The organism is Enterobacter cloacae complex sp. GF14B, from assembly GCF_004136805.1.
GTDB classification, from domain to species: domain Bacteria; phylum Pseudomonadota; class Gammaproteobacteria; order Enterobacterales; family Enterobacteriaceae; genus Enterobacter; species Enterobacter hormaechei_C.
Genome location: NZ_QFRV01000170.1, coordinates 1 through 3,455, shown reverse-complemented (window position 1 = coordinate 3,455; position 3,455 = coordinate 1). Strand labels below are relative to the sequence as shown.

Annotated in this window: 3 protein-coding genes; 2 read left to right on the top strand and 1 reads right to left on the bottom strand. The window is 58.1% G+C overall.

The window, feature by feature from the left end; all coding sequences use genetic code 11:
• The coding region (gene purK, locus DD606_RS24200; protein WP_129259332.1) for a 5-(carboxyamino)imidazole ribonucleotide synthase at positions 1–737 on the top strand (737 nt) is incomplete at its 5' end.
• 84 nt (positions 738–821) lie between these two features.
• The gene (gene mnmH / locus DD606_RS24195; protein WP_022650516.1) at positions 822–1,892 is read left to right on the top strand and encodes a tRNA 2-selenouridine(34) synthase MnmH; all 1,071 of its coding nucleotides are present in this window, start codon (positions 822–824) and stop codon (positions 1,890–1,892) included.
• 125 nt (positions 1,893–2,017) lie between these two features.
• On the opposite strand, the gene DD606_RS24190 is transcribed toward mnmH, so the two are convergent.
• The gene (locus DD606_RS24190) at positions 2,018–3,163 is read right to left on the bottom strand and encodes a porin (RefSeq protein WP_022650515.1); all 1,146 of its coding nucleotides are present in this window, start codon (positions 3,161–3,163) and stop codon (positions 2,018–2,020) included.
• Positions 3,164–3,455 lie beyond the last annotated feature (292 nt).

The window sequence follows — 3,455 nt, the reverse complement described above, 5'->3', positions numbered from 1 at the left end:
CGATGCTGGGAGACCTGGCGATTGTGAAGCGTCGCGTCGGCGGCTACGACGGCCGCGGGCAGTGGCGCCTGCGCGCGAACGACACCGCCGAGCTGCCGGATGACTGCTACGGCGAGTGCATCGTTGAGCAGGGCATTAACTTTAGCGGTGAAGTGTCGCTGGTTGGCGCGCGCGGGCATGACGGGCACACCGTTTTTTACCCGCTAACGCATAACCTGCATCAGGACGGGATTCTGCGCACCAGCGTCGCCTTCCCGCAGGCCAATGCTGACCAGCAGGCGCAGGCGGAAGAAATGCTCTCTGCCATCATGCATGAGCTGGGCTATGTGGGCGTAATGGCGATGGAGTGTTTCGTCACGCCGTCGGGTCTGCTGATCAACGAACTTGCGCCGCGCGTGCACAACAGCGGTCACTGGACGCAAAACGGCGCCTCCATCAGCCAGTTCGAGCTGCACCTGCGCGCCATCACTGACCTGCCGCTGCCGCAGCCGGTGGTGACCAGCCCGTCGGTGATGATCAACCTGATCGGCACCGATCTGAACTACAACTGGCTGAAGCTGCCGCTGGTGCACCTGCACTGGTACGACAAAGAGGTACGTCCGGGGCGTAAGGTCGGCCACCTGAACCTGAACGATACTGACACGGACCGCCTGAGCGCTACGCTGGAAGCGATTGTTCCCCTGCTGCCGCCAGAATACGCGAGCGGCATTGTCTGGGCGCAGTCAAAACTGAAGTAAGTATCCCCCGCCGGGGAGTTGACCTTCCCCTTCCCCGGCGTACAATTCCCGCCCATTGCTGCTCAGTTTTCTTCTGGAATCACCATGAACGATGGAACGGACTATCGCGCGATCCTCGCGTCCGATACCCCTTTAATCGACGTTCGCGCGCCGATCGAATTTGCCCAGGGTGCGATGCCCGCCGCACTCAACCTGCCCTTAATGAACGACGACGAGCGTGCCGCCGTCGGCACCTGCTATAAACGCCAGGGTCCGGACGCCGCGCTGGCGCTCGGCCATAGCCTGGTCAACGGCGAGACGCGAGAGGCGCGCATCAACGCCTGGCGGGAAGCCAGCCTGGCCCATCCTGAGGGCTACCTTTGCTGCGCGCGCGGTGGCCAGCGCTCACACATCTCCCAGGCCTGGCTGAAAGAGGCGGGAATCGATTATCCGCTGATCCGCGGCGGCTATAAGGCCCTGCGTCAGACGGCGATTCAGGTGACCATTGAGCAGTCACAAAAACCGATGGTGCTTATCGGCGGCTGTACCGGAAACGGTAAAACGCTGCTGGTTAAGCAGCATGCGCAGGGCATCGATCTGGAAGGGCTGGCGCACCATCGCGGCTCATCATTTGGTCGCACGCTCACCCCGCAGCTTTCCCAGGCCAGTTTTGAAAATCACCTTGCCGTCGAACTGCTAAAAAAAGACGCCGCGCGCTGGGTGCTGGAAGATGAAGGCCGGATGATTGGCTCTAACCACCTGCCGGAATGCCTGCGCGACCGCATGGTTGACGCCCCTGTCGTTGTCGTCGAAGACCCCTTTGAAGTCCGCCTGGAGCGCCTGCGCGAAGAGTATTTCGACCATATGTGGGCCGATTTTTCTGCTGCCTACGGCGAGAAAGCGGGCTGGAAAGCGTATAGCGAATATCTGCATCACGGCCTGTACGCCATTCGTCGCCGTCTGGGGCTGCAACGCTTCGCGGAATTTACCGCCCTGCTGGATGCCGCGCTTGTCGAGCAACAGCGTACTGGCAGCACTGACGCGCACTTCAGCTGGCTTGTGCCGCTGCTGAAGGATTATTACGACCCGATGTACGGCTATCAGCTGGAGAAAAAGGCGGAGAAGATTGTGTATCGCGGGACGTACGAAGAAATTGCTGAGTGGCTCGATCGCTGAAAAATAAAGCCGGGTGGCGAGGTAAAAGCAAAACGGCAACCTGGGTTGCCGTTTTTAATGTTTTTTCCCTCTCCCCGTGGGAGAGGGTCAGGGTGAGGGCATCAGGCCGCACCCTACATGACAACTTAGAAGTCGTAACGCAGACGCACCAGGTTCATGTCGCCCAGGTTGTCGGTGCTGGAGGTGAACACGTGTTCGTAATCCACGCGGAAACCGTAATCCAGCTGGAAGCTGATACCCACACCGTTGTCGATGCGCTGGTAGTTACGGCCATTCACGTACTCGATACGGTCGCCCATGAAGTACGGCTGGATGGATTTCACCGCATACTGACCAACAGGGAACTTGTAACCCGCAAAGTATTCAATACCCCATGCATCACCGGCGAAGTAGTCGTTAACGGACACTTTTTTGGTGGTCAGGAAGTTTTGATACCAGCCGCCGCCTGCGGAGAAGGTCCAGTTATCCGGCGTCCAGCTCAGGGCGGTACCAAGGATGTTCTGGTCGTAGGATTTGCTGTCGCCGTTGTCCGGGTTACGCATGTCCGCGCGGGTGTAGTTCCACGCTGCGCCCCAGGTCAGATCGGTGGTCAGGTGATAATCGATACCCAGTGAACCGCCGCCTTTACGCTTGTAGCGCAGGCCGTTGCCCGGCAGGTATTCGCTGTCTTCAAACAGGTAAGAGGCGTAGATGTCAGCATCGCCCACGGTTTTCTTGTACTTCAGCATCTGGCGTGAACGGTAAGAGCCGTCGTAGTCGCCATTAATCCCGTTACCTGGCGCCTGACCAATCATGTCGTAGTCCCAGATATCGGTTTTTGCGCCCACCACGTCATAGTACACGCTGTTCTGCTGGCCGAAGGTCAGCGTACCCCAGGTGTCGCTCTTCAGACCGGTGTAGAGCATACGGCGTGAAGTATCGTGCGCGCCGTCGGCGTAGTGGTTATCCCAGTTAAACTGCGCCGGAATGTTCACACCCAGCTCGTAGTAAGTGATCCAGCTGATGTCATCGAACAGGTAGTAGTCTGCCGCGAAACGGAAGCGGGTACCGCCGTCAAAGCCGTTGCGCTTGTAGCCGTTTTTGCCGTCATCGCCGGTCATGTTCTGGAACTGAGGACGAATACTACCGCCAACGGTGAAGTTCAGGCGGCTCAGCGGGTTACCCGCCTGCGGATCCTGTTTCAGAAGAGTGATTTCCGCCTGGGATGCGAAAGAAGCCAATGCCACTGCTGCGCCGATCGTTGTCGCCAGCGCTGTTTTTCTTATAGTCATTCTTTTTCCTTGATAGACACGCTGCTAAATATTTAGCTGGTGAATATTAACCGGAAAAATTCGGGCTGTGTGGGCGGGTTTTTAATGTTTTGTGCTACTAAATGCAGGGGCATTAACGATTTGTGCCGTTAAGCAATGACGCACCAGCAGAAATGCCGGTGCGTCATCATCACGTCAGTAAACTAGCTGACAAACTGGCGGAATAGCGCTTTACCTTTCAACAGCCGGGATCCGAGCCAGCCGCCGCACAGGGACAGCAGCACGGCGCCGCAGACGGGCAGCGTGAGCCACA

Bases quoted from the DNA above. Each gene is read 5' to 3' on its own strand.
- DD606_RS24190 (WP_022650515.1), bottom strand. From the start codon at position 3,163: ATGACTATAAGAAAAACAGCGCTGGCGACAACGATCGGCGCAGCAGTG.
- mnmH (WP_022650516.1), top strand. From the start codon at position 822: ATGAACGATGGAACGGACTATCGCGCGATCCTCGCGTCCGATACCCCT.